The sequence below is a fragment of the Microbulbifer maximicatervae (SeqCode) genome (assembly GCF_052467065.1).
In genome coordinates this window covers 3,787,845-3,804,650 of the sequence record NZ_CP174299.1, presented here as the reverse complement: position 1 = coordinate 3,804,650, position 16,806 = coordinate 3,787,845, and the positions used below count along the sequence as shown (strand labels likewise).

The 16,806-nt window shown below is 47.8% G+C and carries 12 protein-coding genes; 5 read left to right on the top strand and 7 right to left on the bottom strand.

Features of this window, described 5'->3' with window-relative positions; translation table 11 throughout:
- Nucleotides 1-22: 22 nt before the first annotated feature.
- Complete coding sequence (locus tag ACJJI1_RS16895; protein ID WP_444957360.1) at nucleotides 23-3,535, bottom strand: indolepyruvate ferredoxin oxidoreductase family protein; 3,513 nt, start codon at nucleotides 3,533-3,535, stop codon at nucleotides 23-25.
- Nucleotides 3,536-4,180: 645 nt separating this feature from the next.
- On the opposite strand from ACJJI1_RS16895, the gene ACJJI1_RS16890 reads away from it, so the two are divergent.
- Complete coding sequence (locus tag ACJJI1_RS16890) at nucleotides 4,181-4,669, top strand: Lrp/AsnC family transcriptional regulator (RefSeq protein ID WP_108732808.1); 489 nt, start codon at nucleotides 4,181-4,183, stop codon at nucleotides 4,667-4,669.
- A 139-nt stretch (nucleotides 4,670-4,808) separates the two neighbouring features.
- On the opposite strand, the gene ACJJI1_RS16885 is transcribed toward ACJJI1_RS16890, so the two are convergent.
- Nucleotides 4,809-5,600 carry a nucleotidyltransferase domain-containing protein gene (locus ACJJI1_RS16885; protein ID WP_444957359.1) on the bottom strand — a complete coding sequence of 264 codons (792 nt, stop codon included), beginning with the start codon at nucleotides 5,598-5,600 and terminating at the stop codon, nucleotides 4,809-4,811.
- Nucleotides 5,601-5,805: 205 nt separating this feature from the next.
- Between ACJJI1_RS16885 and ACJJI1_RS16880 the strand changes: the two genes are divergently transcribed.
- A complete protein-coding gene (locus tag ACJJI1_RS16880; RefSeq protein WP_444957358.1) occupies nucleotides 5,806-6,654 on the top strand; it encodes an alpha/beta fold hydrolase in 849 nt (282 codons plus the stop codon).
- Nucleotides 6,655-6,808: 154 nt separating this feature from the next.
- Here ACJJI1_RS16880 and ACJJI1_RS16875 read toward each other — a convergent pair whose 3' ends face one another.
- On the bottom strand, nucleotides 6,809-8,392 hold the full coding sequence (locus tag ACJJI1_RS16875; protein WP_444957357.1) for a D-arabinono-1,4-lactone oxidase: 1,584 nt from the start codon (nucleotides 8,390-8,392) through the stop codon (nucleotides 6,809-6,811).
- Between the two features lie 118 nt (nucleotides 8,393-8,510).
- Nucleotides 8,511-10,379: a carotenoid oxygenase family protein gene (locus ACJJI1_RS16870; protein ID WP_444957356.1), complete on the bottom strand. Its 1,869-nt coding sequence runs from the start codon at nucleotides 10,377-10,379 to the stop codon at nucleotides 8,511-8,513.
- 573 nt (nucleotides 10,380-10,952) lie between these two features.
- On the opposite strand from ACJJI1_RS16870, the gene ACJJI1_RS16865 reads away from it, so the two are divergent.
- Complete coding sequence (locus ACJJI1_RS16865; RefSeq protein WP_413665310.1) at nucleotides 10,953-11,333, top strand: VOC family protein; 381 nt, start codon at nucleotides 10,953-10,955, stop codon at nucleotides 11,331-11,333.
- A gap of 65 nt (nucleotides 11,334-11,398) precedes the next feature.
- Here ACJJI1_RS16865 and ACJJI1_RS16860 read toward each other — a convergent pair whose 3' ends face one another.
- Together ACJJI1_RS16860 and ACJJI1_RS16855 are read right to left on the bottom strand one after the other, a co-directional pair.
- Complete coding sequence (locus ACJJI1_RS16860; protein WP_444957355.1) at nucleotides 11,399-12,169, bottom strand: hypothetical protein; 771 nt, start codon at nucleotides 12,167-12,169, stop codon at nucleotides 11,399-11,401.
- A 135-nt stretch (nucleotides 12,170-12,304) separates the two neighbouring features.
- On the bottom strand, nucleotides 12,305-13,705 hold the full coding sequence (locus tag ACJJI1_RS16855) for an aminotransferase-like domain-containing protein (RefSeq protein WP_444957354.1): 1,401 nt from the start codon (nucleotides 13,703-13,705) through the stop codon (nucleotides 12,305-12,307).
- A 119-nt stretch (nucleotides 13,706-13,824) separates the two neighbouring features.
- Here ACJJI1_RS16855 and ACJJI1_RS16850 point away from each other — a divergent pair, with 119 nt between their 5' ends.
- Complete coding sequence (locus ACJJI1_RS16850; protein WP_444957353.1) at nucleotides 13,825-14,736, top strand: EamA family transporter; 912 nt, start codon at nucleotides 13,825-13,827, stop codon at nucleotides 14,734-14,736.
- On the opposite strand, the gene ACJJI1_RS16845 is transcribed toward ACJJI1_RS16850, so the two are convergent.
- Nucleotides 14,667-15,527: a LysR family transcriptional regulator gene (locus ACJJI1_RS16845; RefSeq protein ID WP_444957352.1), complete on the bottom strand. Its 861-nt coding sequence runs from the start codon at nucleotides 15,525-15,527 to the stop codon at nucleotides 14,667-14,669. The two genes, ACJJI1_RS16850 and ACJJI1_RS16845, sit on opposite strands and share 70 nt — an antisense overlap.
- A 135-nt stretch (nucleotides 15,528-15,662) precedes the next feature.
- On the opposite strand from ACJJI1_RS16845, the gene ACJJI1_RS16840 reads away from it, so the two are divergent.
- Complete coding sequence (locus ACJJI1_RS16840; protein WP_444957351.1) at nucleotides 15,663-16,748, top strand: FAD-dependent oxidoreductase; 1,086 nt, start codon at nucleotides 15,663-15,665, stop codon at nucleotides 16,746-16,748.
- Nucleotides 16,749-16,806 lie beyond the last annotated feature (58 nt).

Sequence of the window (16,806 nt, the reverse complement as noted above, 5' to 3'; positions counted from 1 at the left end):
CCGATTAAAAGAGCTGCGGCGTCTAGGACGCCGCCAGAGAAGTCGGCTCTTGCTCCCCGCCCACAAATACTGCAGAAAGCTCGTCCCAACGATCGCTGACCGCCGCGAATTTTTCCTCGCGCACATGGCCATAGCCTCGCACTTGAAGGGGGATTTCGAGCAGCTCTTGTGCCTCTGACAGGTTTTCGCCGGACAGATGCGCGGCCACGCAATCAACTGCTTTGGCCACCTGTAGGGCCCAGCGCCGTTCAGCACGGCGCTCCTGGGTGTAACCGAAGACATCCAGTGCAGTACCGCGAAGAACTTTACCCTTAGCCAACAGCGGCATCAGCTTGCCCATCCAGGGGCCAAACTGCATTTTGCGTACGCGACCACTGCTATCGGGGCGAGCAAGAAGCGGCGGCGCCATATGGAATTTCAGGGTGTAGTCGCCGCTGAATGTCTCACGTAGCTGTCGCTTGAAATCTTCACCGGTGTAGAGGCGCGCCACTTCGTACTCATCTTTATAAGCCATCGCTTTATAAAGGCTGCGCGCACCCATACGGGTAAGATCGCCCCGAGTAGCTGGCAGTGAGGATTCTGCTTTGCGCAGCGCCTCTATATGGCGAAGGAATTCTGCCGCATAGGCCGGGCTTTGATAGTCGCGAAGCTCTGCCGCCAATCGCTCCAGCAACTGCTCCACTGACTCCTCAGGCTCCACCAATTTCACCGGCTTGGCCGGCACTGCCAATTGCTCGATCGCTTTAGGGTTTTCCGCCAGCAAACGGCCCGCGCGGAAAGCGCGCAGATTGTTCTCTACCGCCACACCATTGAGCTCAATGGCCCGCTCCAAGGCCGCTTCACCGATTGGCAGCAGTCCTTTCTGGCAGGCAAACCCCATAATCATCAAGTTACTGGCTACGGTATCGCCAAACAGTGCCTGAGCATATTTATTCGCATCAAAGGCAAAGTACTCCGCACACAGGGACTCAATACTCTGTTGGGTCGCATCGGCGGGGAATGCCAGCTCGTTGTCGCGAACAAAGGCAGCCACCGGTACTTCAGCAGTATTTACCAGGGCACGCATTTCGCCGGTGGCAAATTTGGTCCGCTGGCCAGCGGCGGTGACCATATCGCAGCCCAATAACAATTGCGCCGCGCCATCGCGAATACGAGCGGTGGTAATCGCCTCGGGGTTTTCTCCCACTTTTACATGAGCCACAACGGCACCATTTTTTTGTGAGAGACCGGTAAAGTACAAAGTTGTACTGCCCTTCTCTTCCAGGTGCGCCGCCATGCCCAACAGTGCCGCCACGGTAAGTACACCACTGCCACCAATGCCGGCCACCAAAATACTGAGTGGCTGGGCCAGAGTCGCGACCGGCGCAGAAGGTAATCCGGCAATAGCCACGTCTAAGGCATCCGCCAGGGACTGCACCGGGGGCTTTTTCAGTTCTCCCCCTTCCACAGTGACAAAGCTCGGGCAGAAACCATCGGCACAGCGCATATCCTTGTTGCAGCTGGACTGATTGATCTGACGCTTGCGCCCCAACGGGGTTTCCAGCGGCTCCACGGCAATACAGCTGGACTGCACACTGCAATCGCCACAGCCTTCGCAGACCCGGTGGTTAATCAGCAATCGCTGGGATGGATCGACCATCTGTTTTTTCTTGCGGCGGCGGCGTTTCTCGGCCGCACAGACCTGCTCATAAATAATCGCCGTCACACCGGCAGTTTCCCGCAGGCGACGCTGCACGGCATCCAGCTCAGAGCGGGGAAGAACTTCTACGGCAGTGGGCAGTTGGCTGCGGTGTTCACGCCAGTGGTCGGGGTTCTCGGTCAAAAGAATAACCGTACCAACCCCCTCGGCCAGCAACTGTGCAGCCAGGGAGGGAGCATTAACTTCGCCATCGGCGGGTTGGCCACCGGTCATGGCCACCGCATCGTTCAGAAGAATTTTGTAGGTGATATTCACCTGGCTCGCCACGGCCTGGCGAATGGCCAATAGCCCGGAGTGGTTGTAGGTTCCATCGCCCATATTCTGGAAAATATGCTCGGCGCTGGAGAAACGGTGCAGGCCCACCCATTGGGCACCCTCGCCTCCCATGTGGGAATAGGTATCGGTGCGCAGGCCTTTACCCAAAGCCATAATATGACAGCCAATACCGGCACTCCCCAAACTGCCTTCTGGCAATTTGGTGGAAGTGTTATGAGGACAACCTGCACAGAAAATGGGTTCACGAGCCAACAAGCCCTGAGCCTTTGCAGCGACATTGCCCCCCAGTTTTTCTGCCAGGGGAATCAGCTGTGCCGCCAGTTCAGTATCCACCAGCCAGCGGGCAATGGCCTTGGCCACCTGATCCGGGCCAAAGCCCCACACTGCCGGCAACAGATCCTTGCCATCCAGGTCTTTCTTGCCGACTACCTTCGGACGATAGCTATCTTCCCAACCGTAGAGCAGGTTTTTCAGCTGATCCTCCACCAGGGGACGCTTCTCCTCAACTACCAGCAAGCGCTCCATGCCCTTGGCGAACTCACTGATGCCCCTAGGCTCCAGCGGCCAAGACATCGCCACTTTATAGATGGAGATGCCTGCTGAGTTCAGATCTGCCTCTGATAAGTTGAGCAGTTTCAAGGCCTCAAGCAAATCACCGTGGGCCTTACCCACCGTTACAATGCCGAAGCGTTTCCGCTCCGCACTGTGGGTGGTTTTATCCAAGCGGTTGGCATAGGCGAATGCCTTGGCTGCAGGCAAACGCTCCTCCAGCATACGGCGCTCATATTCGAGGCGCTCGGCAGGCCAATTCAGGTGGGGATCGTAGTTCAGGCCGTGTGGCGGGATTGGGAAGTCAGCTGGAATTGTAAACTGGGGCAACTCCGGCACAATCAAGGAAGCACCGGCCTCTACAGTTTCAGTAATTGCCTTAAAGCCCACCCACAAGCCCGAAAAACGGGATAAGGCAATACCCGCGAGGCCCAGGGTCAGGTACTCATCAATGGAGGACGGAAATATCAGCGGCATCATTACCGACTCAAGAATCTGGTCGGTATTGTGGGAAAACATGGAGGATTCTGCAGTGTGGTCATCCCCACACAGCGCCAAAACACCACCCAATTTTGAGGTGCCCTGAATATTGGCTTGGCGGAAAACATCTGCGGTGCGATCTACACCGTGGCCCTTGCCATACCAAATAGAAAAGACGCCGTCTTTCGTTGCCTGCTGGCGATAGTGATCCAGCAACTGGGTGCCCCAAATATTGGTCGCCCCCAGGTCTTCATTAATTCCGGGCTCAAAATGGATTTCCCGCTCGGCCAACAGCTTCTTGTGCCGCCACAAGGCCTGGTCGTAACCGCCCAATGGGGAACCGCGATAACCGGAAACAAAGCCAGCTGTATTGAGGCCCGCCAGCTCATCCATGCGCTTTTGCATTAAGGGCAAACGAACCAGGGCGTCAATTCCGGTCAGGAATACACGGCCAGATTCACGGGTAAAAGCCGCTTTCAGCGAATACTCGCTATCAAAGCCCAATTCCTGATCGCCTTCGACCATTGCCATGGGTACCACCTATTTTATCTTTATTGCTTTATTGCTTTCATCACTCCAGTTCTCGACGCCAGTAACATGTCGCGAAAATATTCGCGGCATCTCCCGAGTTACAGCAGAACAGACCAGAGCTGTTTAATAGCGCTAAAATTAACACTGCCCGGCAGAGCAGGTCATACCAAAATTGGCCCGACTCAGGCATAATGCCGCCATAACTCGCTAAAGATGACCAGCTACTGGCAACAAATCACTCAAAATGAAGTATTTTGGGGGATACAACGGAAAGGACATGCCCTTTTATGGTGCTCGCCTCTGGCCTTCACACTCTGTGTGACTAAATAAGCGCCAAAGGTTCAGCTTTTTGAGAGGCATAACCTGGAACTGATCAGGGGATATCAGTTTCCGCCCGTTTATAGCTAACCAGTATCAACCGGTTGGGCAAAGTACCCATTAGCGGGAAATTAATAAAAAACGAGAAGGTCTCACAAAAGATGCGCAGTATAGGAAGCTACTGCCATAACAAACCAAAAAAAACCATGTACGCAATGCACACAATTTACCAGAGAACGCTGGGAAGCAAAGATTCACTGGCAGGTTGATGATTAGCAGCCGGCGATACCGGTGTACGTTCAGAGAGATGAGATACGGAATATAACCATGGCCTATTTACTGGATGCCATCGACAAGAAAATTCTGGAAATCCTTCAACAGGATGCCACCATTCCAAATATTGAGCTTGCAGAAAAAGTCTGCCTCTCACCCTCCCCCTGTTCACGGCGGGTTAAAAATCTAAACGAGCAAGGGTTTATAAAACGCGCAGTTACCCTGCTTGAACCGGAAAAGGTTGGGTTGCCGGTAAGTGTATTTATCCAGGTTACTCTTAACCACCAAGTGAAAAAAGAGTTGCAGGACTTCGAATCGGTTATCGGCCAATGGCCGGAAGTGATGGAGTGCTACCTGATGACCGGTGATTTCGACTACCTGCTGCGCGTTGTTGTACCCAATTTGCAGGCTTACCAGGAATTCCTGGATAAAAAGCTCACTGAGCTCCCTGGCATCGATCATATTAAAAGCAGCTTCTCTTTGAAGCAGGTGCGTTACCGCACTGAGTTGCCGCTGGACCAGTTGCTGGAAAGCCAAGGCTGAGCCTCTTTTGACGTCTGCATTCTTGCGGACGTCGATTCAGCTTTGAGTTTATTCACTGGGCAGTATTACAAGTTACTCAGTACTTTGGGGGTTGTATACTCGCGTGTTAAGTGACGCCCTATCCGCCTGATTTAAAAGACTATACACCAACCACTTTACGAAAAAGCCTGTCAAATTCTGTAAGATCCAACTTTGGCCTTTCCTCTATAGAATTGGCACCAGATCTATCCAAATTTTCTTGTATCCAGCTATCCAGTTTGCCATCAACGGCTATCAAATCACCCTCTTCAAGCTCCTTCTTTTTCACAATCAAACTGGAAAGAATATCCAGAAGCCACTTACTTCCTGAGGAAGGCAACAATTCGTTGTACATATGACTAAAGTCCACAGGAGGAATTTTTGTAAACTCTTTTATATACAGAGCATTAAGCAGTGAACGCAGCACATAAAGTAACTTCTTGACCTTAATCTCTTTAAAGCCTTTATCACCCTCCTGAATAAATCTGGAATAAGTATTAAATCCCATACTGACATAGTGATGAGCTAATGCTCGCGGCTGCCAACATTTTAGAGCCAAATCCTGCAATGATTCCAAAATATCTTCATTTCTAAAATAGACCTTTGGCGAAAATAGCCACTCGATTAAAGTGGGGTTACTTGCCCTCATCAAAGTTAAAGTCTTCTTAATATCCCAGCCAACCAAGTCCAGCTCATCACCAAGCTTCTTATCAAAAGGAACCTCAACGACATCTCTGGGAGTACCTATAGTGAGATATTGCTGAATATTACGCTTATAGATAAACCTTACATCCCAGTCACTATCAGGGGATTCAAATCCCCATGCGCGGCTTCCTGACTCACAGGCATAGATAATTTCAATATCCCGCTCTACTTCCAGTGATTTCAAGCGGTCCTTTATCAGCGATTCCATATACATCTACCCACTACGTCAAAACAAATCAACTATACCCGAAAAACTCGTTGATTACCCTTAGGAGACCTATCGGTTTAATCTCATAAGAGAGCCATTAGGGCAGCTGTCTCTCTCTCCTAACAACTGGACTAGAAAATGTTAAGCATAAAGCTCCTATAGACTATGATAAGCGCTAAAAAGTGGCTCCCAGGAAGCTAGCCCCATGGACGGAAATCCAAAAGACTCCATCACTGTAAACAACCACTCTATTTCTTATTTCCAGGAGGGACAGGGAGAACCCATTGTTTTTCTACATGGCGCACTGGCCGATGCTCGCATGTGGCAAGAACACTGCAAAATTCTATCAAATGAATTTAGAGCGATTTCATTCACCCAAAGGCATTTCGGTAATCCGGGGAGTCCTTCGGAAGGCCCCTTTGGAATTGATACCCATGCAGAAGACCTAATCGGACTGATTGAGGCCCTGGATATAGGCCCTGTCCACCTAGTAGGATGGTCCTATGGTGCCGATGTGAGCTTAAATGCTGCCATAAAGGCTCCTCAATTAATCAAAAGTCTGTACCTTTATGAGCCTGGATATCCGGGATACATTGAAAACAATAACATGGAAGAGTATCGCCAAGATGCTGAAGCTATGTTTGCAGAAATTTTCAAAACAACAGCTGAAGGTGAGCTGGATACTGCCGTTAAGCTACTAATCGACGGCTCTGGGAATCAAACTGGCTACTTCTCTCAGCAGCCCCTAAAATATCGTGTGCAGCAGCTGGATAATGCCTACACCCTGCCTCTACAGCTTAATCAAACTGAACAACCCGCACTGAACCCTAGTAGCCTATCAGGCATATCTATTCCAGTTTCCGTGGCCTATGGCAGTAATACTCGCCAGCTATTTAAAACTGTATCGCTTGCGGCAGGTACATTGATTCCAGATACTCATCCACAAGAGGTAAGCTCAGCAAATCATATGCTGCCTCTGGAAGATCCTGCACACTTCTGCCAACTTGTGAGAGAAAGCATTGCTAATTGCTGTGACCAGCAACCTGTAACTTAATAATAAAGAGCAGGGAAAGAATACCTATAAGGCATGAATACCGATTGTAGGCTTAGTCTCTCGAGTATTCTTTCCCGCTCAGCAGTTAAAAGCCTCTTATTGCTATTCACTACCAATTATACGCAGGGGGTGGAATTACCCCCCCTAAAGCGCTCTAATCCGCTTTACAAATCCTTGCGTCTGAATACCAAACTCCCGCTTGGCAGCTGGAACCCTCTTCACAGTGTTCATCTGTTTGACAATAGCACTGACCATCGGGATTGCAGCCAGGAGTTAAATAGTTTTCCAAAGGATCAGCCCCACTTACCCGATTCCAAAAGGGGTTGGAAAATATATTGTTTGGGTCCAACTCTTCTTTAACATCCATAAACTGGGACCATTTGGGGAATCGCTCAGCCATGTCCTCAAAAATAGCGACTGAATTCTTACCCCAGTGAGGCCTGGCTCCATACTTCCGGAGAGACATCTGCTCAATTTCCAAATTGACAAAGTAGTTCTTTGGCACAGCTTCACCTCGTTGACGAAGGGTATATTCAATCCCTACAAACGCTGTGTCACGGCCTGCTGTCATCCCTAAATAGCTATCAGAAGCCTTGCCAAAACGGAAATAAATGCCATTCAGCGGAAAACAGGTTTTTTCACTATTTGCAATAATCTGGCGGACATCCGCAATCCAGTTGGGCAGTTCTTCAAATGGAATCGCGACTTCCTGAAGTGCAATTGGAAGGTTATCCCAGACACATTTGTCTGGCTCTTTACATACGAAATGTTGCATCAGGTCCGCATGTCCAGTGGGCTTAATAAACTTTTTCAAGCCTGAATCAACATCCCTGAAATAGGAACTGGAGCGAGCGGTATGGCGAAGAGAAGCTGCAAAACACTGCAATGCTGCACTATCAGCTTCATGAAGGCTATCAAATATCAGCCCGAATAAATATTCGGAAAAATCCGATACATCTGCCTGGGCATTGTAGGCATTACCCTTAGTCGACAAAGGTACCTTGTTGTAAGTTGTTACGGTATAGCGCCCTAACCCTGGGAACCAGGCAACATTTGCTGAATGATTATCTCGAGCCAAATCAAGAACAACATCCTCCAGCTCATCATCGCTGTGATACCCCTTTACTTTTGCTTGTACTTTATAGCCAGGTTCAACCTCTATAGTCACCTCAACAACTACACCTAAAACACCTAGGTTTACCCTGGCGGCATTGAGCATCTCACCATTGATTACTCGTAAGTCCCCATTGCCATCAACCAACTTCAATTCGGTGACATAATCAGAGATCATGCTGCTTTTTTGTGTAAAAGTTGAACCGTGAGTACCGCTTCCCAGCATACCGCCTATCGTGAATATGGCCAGCTCTGTCACCATGGGCACGCTTAGTTCATGCTCTCGAAGATAGGCGGTCAAATCCCGGAATCTCATACCGGCCTGGACAGTAACCAACAGGTTATCTTTGTCTAGGCTAACGACCTGATCCATATTTTCCAGAGTGATTTGTACCTCTCCATTACCTGCACAAGCCGCATCAATCTGACTGTTGAATCTGCGACTCCCGGTCATCACTTTACGACCTTGGTTGGCTGCATCACGTACTATCTGCTGAACTTCATCAATACTGGTCGGATCATGGATAACACCAGGGAAACAATCCTGAGTATCCTGGTAGTTTTTTAATACTTCAGGCACTTCAATTGGTGGCGGTAGCTGCTCTGCAACACTTATAGCAGCCATGAAAACGCCTGCTATACAAAGAGCTTTTTTACACCACCTCAATAAATGTTTGGATTTGGTTATTATTTCTGCACACATACCTAAATTCCCTTTATTGCATTAACGTAGACTGGATAAATCAACCAAAACGGGGAAGTAGCTCCCCATCGATAATGTCCCGAACATTACTGCTGTGATCAGGCGCCTTACTGCGAAGAAAATCAGCATAATTTGACCGGTAGGCCGATAAAGGGCGACGACCAATGGATGGCACCCACAATGCATGATTCGTAGTTGCAAATTCCAGTGATCGGTTAGCTAGGATACAAATTGGCCCACCACTGAGACGTGCCGCATCAAAAATCCAAAACTCTTTACCATTGGAATCGGATGTCGTTGGATATTTGCGTACAACTGCTGCAATCACATAACCGTCGTTCTGGGCCGTGGAGCCCGGGCGGGCCATAAATTGCGGTGTACGCATTACGCAATCTTCTGGGAACTGAAAGGCATCCGCAATTTTCATATTGACGCAGTCCATATGAATCAAGGCAGAGGGACGACTTTCTTCAGGCATATTCCAATAGCCGTAGTGGCGCTCAGGATAATCGCGATATGCCCAGGAAACCCGCATAGATATATGGTCAGGCCTGTAACCCACAGCAGCCCAATAAAGGTGCTCAAAGGTTTCAGGGAACTGGAAGTGCCCACGGTAAGCCGGATCATTCATATCCCAGGAAAGCGCATCATCCCGAATAACCCGGTAATCTTCTTTTATCTCAATAGCTGAATTTGAGTTAACTCGAATCCGGGCACGTACCAAACCTCCAACATCCAGCGGTGCTGCAGGGTATCCGGACAACCACTTGGGTACCAAACCTCCCTTCTGCAGGATTTCAAAGCGGAATAACTGCTCAGATTTATCCATTGCCCCCATATATTGGCCATACAGGGTAATCTCACCCGCATTGTCATCGTAGTTACAGACAATGTCCGAAGTATCAAAGCCGAGCTCCAGGTAATCTGCGATAATAGTATCAGCACCCGGCACCATATCGGCCTTCCGAATAACCCAACACCGGGTCCGGTGTTCTTGAGGCAGAACTATTCTTGTTCCAATAATTCGGGTAGATTCAACTCTCGCTGCAGTTTCAAAGACAATGATATGATTTCGCGTTACGCCAAGAGAGTGTGAGCTTGCAGCAATATAGGCGTTGTTACCCTGACGATCCCGAATGTTCCAACTTTCAAATGCACCCTCTCGATCCCAGCGAATTAATCGAATAAATCCTGAGCCACCAGAATCACCAATATTTCCACCATAGTTGATGGTGATACAGTTACCTGTTTCCAGATCAAAGAAAGGGTGACCGGTGGTCCGAACCTGGGGAAATAGCCACTTTTCTGGGGTTAGATTTTCAAGCAGCGGAGGTAAGCTCGATTTCCATTCATCCACTTCTCCAATAGGGGTTACCATCTCTAGAGTTGTAGCATCAAACTCATAGGGCATACCCCCTTCATAACTCATTGCAAAACGGTTATCTCCCATATAGTTGGGGGCCGTATTGCAGTAGTTCATAAATCCCAGATTCGGGCTTGAGTATATTGTCCCACCTAACAAATTGAATTTATCAAAACCTGTTAAATCCTGCTCCTGCATTATCGCAGACGCGGTACGTATCATTTTTCGGGTATAGGGAACTTCACTGTTATTGCTCCGCCCAGTAAAGTCGAGCCGGGTCAAAGCTCCCTTTCCATTAGGTGTAAGATGGTTAGACGCCAGTGGAATACCCTCAGCCATAAGAAGATGGCCAATAACATCATCAGGTAAGATTCCCTGTATTACACTGAGTACTCCGGAGGAATCTGATAGATCACCAACCATTATTGACTCTGGGAAACTAGAGCCATCCAAAGCATTACTTGTTCCAGCCTTAGCTGATGCCACTCCCATAAGCGGTGATGCAGACATTACACCTGCAGCCTTCAATAGATCTCGACGCTTCATTTTTTATCCCTAAAAAATACGGCCGACAGCTTAACCTGACCATAAAATTAAATTTTTTAATGAAATAATTGGCGCAATTTACACCCAAAGTAAACCTTTAAGCGAAAACCATTTATTATTTTTTATCAAATCAAATCTCCAGAATTTTAACCCCTTAAAATTCACACTATCAACCTATATACCACAATAAAAATAAACCAAACCAGAAAATAAAACCTATCAAACAGAACAAAAAACAAATACCAGTCAGTCAAGCAAAAAAATATCGATAAGAAATCCGATATCGCCCGAATTAGCCACCACATTATTATTATCAACAACAGAATTTAAAATAAATATTAATGATCATTGAATCGCGCAATATTTAATATATCTGTGAGGCATCTCATATATAAACCGCAATAGATAGAAAGCTGCACCAGTCCACACACCCTGAGAGGTACAGCCTGGAGGTAACGGATAAACGAACAATTCTATTAGGCAATGAGTGAATGATTATTCATTGATGTTTAATAGTATTGGTATACAATCTTTCACGCACAACTACCCTAAAATTAATTTAAGGTGACATCAATGTTTAGTCATATTATGGTCGGGGCCAACGATATCGAGGAATCAAAGGTATTTTACGATTCCACTTTTGGAATATTGGGTTACAAACCCGGCACTATTGATGATCGTGGCCGCTGCTTCTATTTTAATGACAACGGTATTTTTGCCATCACCAAACCCATCAATGGGGAGCCCGCAAGCCATGGCAACGGCAGCACTATTGGCTTTACAGTAAACAGTTCTGAAGAGGTTGATGCCTGGCATGCTGCAGGTATTGCCAACGGTGGTACCAGCTGCGAAGAGCCCCCAGGCGTAAGGGATAGCGCCGTAGGCCCAATCTACCTCGCCTACTTACGAGACCCTGCTGGCAATAAGCTCTGCGCACTGTATAGAGCAAGCTAATTAAGATTCGCAATCAGGTGCCTCCCCTTACAGGGAGGCGCTTTATAAGTGGACTAATAGAGTAATCAGTCCCAGCGGTTGAAAATAACGTGCATGCCGTGATGATCGTCACTCACGAATACGAAATAGCCGGCGCCAGTATGTGCAGTTGCGCACACCTTCGTCCCCTGGGAGGTCTCAGAACACTGCATTTTGTAGGCTTCAATTCCCGCAGTATCGTATTCACACTGACTGTATTGGCTGTCAAGAGTTTGCACTAAATCGCGACTGCTCCTTGCCAATACATAGCGGTAATCACCAAAGTAGCGATAGTTATAGGCATCCAGGTAATATGCCTGGGAATCAATACCCCCTTCCAGAAGCTCGCTATAGCAGAGTTCAGGTCTGGCCATCCACAGAGTTTCCTGATCATTCGAAGAGTGTATTCCTGGCCAATTCTGTTGATCATGTTGAGAGAGTACTACGTTGGTTGAATCAACATAGTCTTTCACAATGACGTAATCACCTTCATCACTTTCTATTCTGCAAACCGGCGCACCGCCAATAAAATTATCACACTGAACCATATCCAGGCTGACTTGAGTTGTCTCCCCGGCACAATCTTCTGCAAAGCTTTCAGCCCAGTATTGCACAGCCTTAACTGCATACTCTCGAGAGTCTTCTATTTCATAATAGAAGTCTGAAAAGATGCGATAAACCTCGCGATCATTAGTATTACTTGCAGAAGCTGCTACAGAACACTGACTAAACTTAGGCAGTTCAAAAGTCTGTTCTGCTTGAGCGGGAACCGCACCGGCAATAGCAATCGCTGCTGTAAAAGTGGCAAGAGTTTTCATGAGATGTCCTCCGTGAACAATCATCCTAAAAGGGACGCGGATTCTAGCAGAGGAAAAATAACTATCAAAAGCAGTGTAACGATATGAAAGTTCAGGTACCTTCTTCCAAGGTTGTGAGTATCTGAATAATATTAATTATCGGCATGAGTGAGTTAACTCGATAAAACGTTCCAACTGAAATCCGGCCTCAGTCTTCCCTCCATCTTTACCTTCAAGCGGCCAACCACAATTCACCCGCACACAATCACCGTAGAGATCAAGCGTGCTGAAATCTGCACCGCCCAACAAGGCTATATTTTCTTCGGAAGCCACACGGCAAAGACTCCGGCTATCCAACCCTGGGATCTGCAACCAAATTACCATTCCTCCATGGGGATCACTGATGCGTGATTCATCGGGCAAGTTTGAACTTAAGTAGTTGCGATAGGATGCGACCTGGAAGGCAAGCTTTTGCCTGAGCCCCTGCACATGACGGGAGTATTGATTGGTACCGATGAAATCGGCTACCGCTAATTGGACGGGCAAGTTCACACCGAAACTTTCGGTAAATCGATAGCGTTCATATTGTTTTCGATACCTTCCTGGTAAGCACCACCCCAGTCGATAGCCTGCGCTCAATGTCTTGGAGATAGAGCCACACCAAAGCACATACCCGCTCCGGTCCCAGTAGCGCACGGGCATGGGCAGACTTCTTTGAAATCCGAGCTCCAAATACACATCATCCTCGACAATTGGAATCCGATATTTACCAGCCAGTGCGGCCAGGTTCTCTTTCTGCTCCGAGCTCAGGGACACTCCCGTAGGATTCATATGACTGCTGCTAAAAAGACCCGCTTGGACCAGTCCCTGCTGCATATAGCGCTCTAGCTGTGCGAGGTCTAAGCCGTTTTCAACAGTCGGTATCTCAACAACTTTTCGTCCCATCAACGCCAACAGATTAAGAAGACCGTTGTAACAAGGAGAACTGATCGCAACCGCATCACCGGGCCTAGTCGTAATGGCAATCGCCGTGCGGACGGCATCCATACAACCATTCGTCACTACTAATTCATTGGCAGAGAAATGCAAATCATAACTGGCAAAGTGTGCGCTAAGCGCACTGCGCAAAAGCGGCTCCCCTGAGGAAACCGGATAGCCATGCATACTGGCGCCAGCCTCTCGGGTTGCCCGCCGCATACTGCGCTCCAGGGAATCTAACGGCAATAGATCTGGGGATAAAGACGCAACACCCAATGGCCCTGTTCCCAATCCACGAAAATAGCAATCGTGATTTACTGGATCTGTTGTTCGGCAGGTGAATGCGGGCATTATGGGAGGCGGGTTACTGCTGGGAGGAACTGAGGCAAAGAATCCAGATTGCGGTCGAACCTTCGCCCAGCCGAGTTCCTCCAGCAAGTAATAGGTGCTTTGGGCTGTTGTCAGGCTCACTTCGTTTTGTGCAGCGAACCGCCTGAGGGACGGCAGTTTATGACCGCTTGGTATTCTCCCTGACTGAATATCCTCAATACAGCGTTCGGCAAGCTCTTTATACCGCACCTATCCCCTCTCCGATTCCGTCTCCGCCCAAACTGTATACCTATTTTATACAAAAATTGCATCTGTATACCTTTTTTCATTTCTTGGATAGTTAGCCTCGAGACAAATTGGAGGGGCTGATGCGGTACTCGGATTTATTACTTGGTGTGCTACTAATGGCAATGTGGGGCTTCAACTTCATTGTTATTCAGATGGGAACGGAAGATCTGGACCCACTCCTTCTGGTGGCTTTACGCTTTTCTTTGGCAGCCTTTCCGGCAGTGCTTTTCGTTTCCAGGCCGACAGTCAGCTGGAAGTACGTTCTGGCCTACAGCCTGACTTTTGGCTGTGGGGTTTGGGGGATGGCCACCTGGGCAATTTCTAGCGGACTCTCTGCGGGAATGGCCTCACTTCTTTTGCAAGTAAATGTTGCGATTAGCTTACTATTCGGCTGGGTATTCCTGAAAGAAAAGATTATCCCGCAGAAAGCTCTTGGGGCTCTACTTGCCTTGGGAGGGCTGTTGCTAAGTTTGATGGTTGAAGATGGCACTGTGCCCCTTATCAGTATTGCACTTATCCTAATAGCGGCTACCAGCTGGAGCATCAGTGGGCTCATTGTAAAGGCCAGTGGCACACAGCAAGTATTTAGCTTTATTGTCTGGGGGTTATTTTTTGCACCGTTACCACTGTTCGCTGCTACCTATATTCAAAATGGTGTGGCTGTATTTTATGAAATTCAAAACAACCTTAGTGGAAAGTTGATTTTCTCCATATTGTTTCAGGCCTACCCAACCACTCTGCTGGGATACTGGTTCTGGAACCGGTTAATCGTTAAGTACCCGCTGTCTACTGTTGCGCCTTTAGGTTTACTCTGCCCCGTTTTTGGACTCTTTTTCAGTTGGTTATTAACTGGCGAATCGATTGGTCCCGAAAAGTTTATGGCCGCTGTTATGATTTTCTCTGGGCTGGCACTTGGCATTGTTCATTTTCGCCAGAGCTTTAAGATGCTAAGAAACTCACGGATTTTTGGCATATTAAACATATCGCGATGAACAAGTATCCAAGTTGAGATTTGCCAGCTTTCAGGCGTAGGAATCTCAATAATGTCTTCAAATTTTTTAGCCAGAATTCTCGGCATGGCGCCAATGCCACAACCAGAAAGCATTGCCTGGTTAAGAATTTGCTGACTGGAAGTAGTCAGGACAATATTTTGATCGTGGATATGATTATAAACCCATTCATTCCAGTCAAAGTGTAACGGACGATCACCTAAAGCCAGAAACCTGTGCTCTTGAAGATTACTTTTATCGGGAAGCCCATACTCTTCAACATAGGATTTGTGTGCATAGAAAACGAATTCTGTAGTGAAAAATGGCAGCACAATATTATCAGGTGTCGTTGGTTTCTCACCGACACGAATTGCAATATCAGCTTCACCGTACTCCAGGTTAAAATTGCGCAGGTCCCCGATTAAATTGACAAGCATACCTGGGTGCTGGGCCTGGTACTGCCTAATGAGCGGCATCAACAGGTCTACCATTTCGCCGACAGAGGTGATGGTGAGGTTGCCTTGCAAATTCTGCTCTTTGCTTTGTAACCGCGAGGACAACTGAGAAAAATGGCTGTCCGTCACCGCTCCCAGTCGCATAACCTCCAGCCCCGCCTCCGTTGGAATATAGCCTTTGTCATTGCGCTGAAATAGTACAACCCCAAGGCTCTCCTCCAATACATTAATATGGCGCATCACGGTGGACCTGTGGATACCAATCTCCTGGGCCGTTGCACTCAGAGTGCCAAGCTTGGCCAGCTTGTAAGCGGTCCTTAACTCAGTCCATTTATCCATTATTTACCTCAAGCCCCCCATGCTCAGCATGTGCAAATATGCACATCAGAGTCTCATAATCACACATTCACAGCATATTCGCTACATCATAAAATGGATTCAAATGACCTGTACACCCTCTAATGGTTGAAAAATATGGTAATTGAAGCGGAAGTATTGATAGTAGGCGGTGGTTTCGCCGGTGTGTCTGTCGCACAAGCACTGGAAAGACATGGGCTCCATACCATTCTGGTAGACAAAAAAGATTATTTCGAAGTCACTTTTGCCACCTTGCGCAATGTAACCGATCCATCCAGCACCGGGAATCAAGCGCGCAAGTACTATAGGGACTTTTTCTATGGCCGCTTCATTCAGGGAGATGTAATGGAAATGTCTGCGAAATCAGCGCGTTTGGCAGATGGAACAGAGTTACATTTCAACAGTGCCATACTCGCCTCCGGCACCCGATATCCGAGCATGCCGCTAGCCAAATCCCTTTCAGCAATGGATATTCAATCCCGGAACCAAGAACTGTTGAACGAGCACCAGCGACTGAAACAAGCAAGGAAAGTCATGGTTATAGGAGGAGGAGTCGTTGGTGTCGAATTGGCAGGAGAGATCGCGCACGCTATGCCGAGCACTCACGTAATTCTGACACACAATAAAGAGGTCTTACTGGACAACTTCAAGCCTAAAGCACAGATCAAAGCCCAGAGACAATTAGAGAATTTAGGTGTAGAAATTCAGTTTAACAGCCGCTACCAATATCAGAATGGCTGCTATATAAATCTCAACAATGGCCAAGCCAGCGATGCAGACCTGGTTTTTGAAGCAATTGGTGCGCTGCCCAACAATGATTACCTAAAACCGCACTTAGCGCATATCCTTAATGAGCAGGGATTTGTGAAAGTCGATAACAGACTTCAAGTTATTGACGAACCAAGCTTGTATGCACTCGGAGATATTGCCGATATTGGTGAGGCCAAACTGGGCTACCTCGCCTCTCAGCAAGGTGAATACCTGGCAAAGGCCATCGCTAGAAATAGAAAAGGAAAAAGTATCAAAGGCTATAAACGAAACCCACTAATGGCACTAGTTCCCATTGGCCAGAAGCAAGGATTAGTGCAGCTACCTTTCGCAGTAACAACCTGCAACCACCTCGTGCGATTGAAGCAGAAAGACTTATTCATTAATAAGGTTTATCGTGGGTTTGGCACTCAGCCAAATGCCCGGCTCTCTTAGTTCGGGCTAACTATTGTAAGTAGCTATTAATGCAGTTAACGATATGATTCTATTTTAG

What these genes read in the sequence shown, in the direction of transcription:
- ACJJI1_RS16895 (WP_444957360.1), bottom strand. Translation starts at nt 3,535, where the DNA reads ATGGCAATGGTCGAAGGCGATCAGGAATTGGGCTTTGATAGCGAGTAT.
- ACJJI1_RS16890 (WP_108732808.1), top strand. Translation starts at nt 4,181, where the DNA reads ATGGCCTATTTACTGGATGCCATCGACAAGAAAATTCTGGAAATCCTT.
- ACJJI1_RS16885 (WP_444957359.1), bottom strand. Translation starts at nt 5,600, where the DNA reads ATGGAATCGCTGATAAAGGACCGCTTGAAATCACTGGAAGTAGAGCGG.
- ACJJI1_RS16880 (WP_444957358.1), top strand. Translation starts at nt 5,806, where the DNA reads ATGGACGGAAATCCAAAAGACTCCATCACTGTAAACAACCACTCTATT.
- ACJJI1_RS16875 (WP_444957357.1), bottom strand. Translation starts at nt 8,392, where the DNA reads ATGGCTGCTATAAGTGTTGCAGAGCAGCTACCGCCACCAATTGAAGTG.
- ACJJI1_RS16870 (WP_444957356.1), bottom strand. Translation starts at nt 10,379, where the DNA reads ATGAAGCGTCGAGATCTATTGAAGGCTGCAGGTGTAATGTCTGCATCA.
- ACJJI1_RS16865 (WP_413665310.1), top strand. Translation starts at nt 10,953, where the DNA reads ATGTTTAGTCATATTATGGTCGGGGCCAACGATATCGAGGAATCAAAG.
- ACJJI1_RS16860 (WP_444957355.1), bottom strand. Translation starts at nt 12,169, where the DNA reads ATGAAAACTCTTGCCACTTTTACAGCAGCGATTGCTATTGCCGGTGCG.
- ACJJI1_RS16850 (WP_444957353.1), top strand. Translation starts at nt 13,825, where the DNA reads ATGCGGTACTCGGATTTATTACTTGGTGTGCTACTAATGGCAATGTGG.
- ACJJI1_RS16845 (WP_444957352.1), bottom strand. Translation starts at nt 15,527, where the DNA reads ATGGATAAATGGACTGAGTTAAGGACCGCTTACAAGCTGGCCAAGCTT.
- ACJJI1_RS16840 (WP_444957351.1), top strand. Translation starts at nt 15,663, where the DNA reads ATGGTAATTGAAGCGGAAGTATTGATAGTAGGCGGTGGTTTCGCCGGT.